We start from the raw sequence: 231 nt of genomic DNA on the forward strand, positions 1-231 counted from the left end.
CAGCCACCGAGTTACTGGCGCTGAGCGACAGATTGGTAGTGTCGGCAACGTCGGTGACAGAAGTCGAAACCGGAGTTTTGTCTGCAACCAGATCTTCGAAATTGCCACCGCTCACGCCAGTGATCGAATTGGTGATCGGCGCATTACCGACCAACGCATCGTTCGCAGCAACAGCAGTTGCAGTGCCAGTAGTCTGACCGACGCCGATGGTGATGGTCTGGCCGTTGGCCA

1 protein-coding gene is annotated in these 231 nt (G+C 56.7%); it reads right to left on the bottom strand.

All coding sequences use genetic code 11. From position 1 onward, the window contains the following. The coding region (locus QMX86_RS28335; protein ID WP_282388013.1) for an immunoglobulin-like domain-containing protein at positions 1–231 on the bottom strand (231 nt) is incomplete at both ends.

Origin of the sequence: Pseudomonas sp. PS01270 (assembly GCF_029959775.1) — a bacterium.
In the GTDB taxonomy this organism is placed as follows: Bacteria; Pseudomonadota; Gammaproteobacteria; order Pseudomonadales; family Pseudomonadaceae; genus Aquipseudomonas; species Aquipseudomonas atacamensis.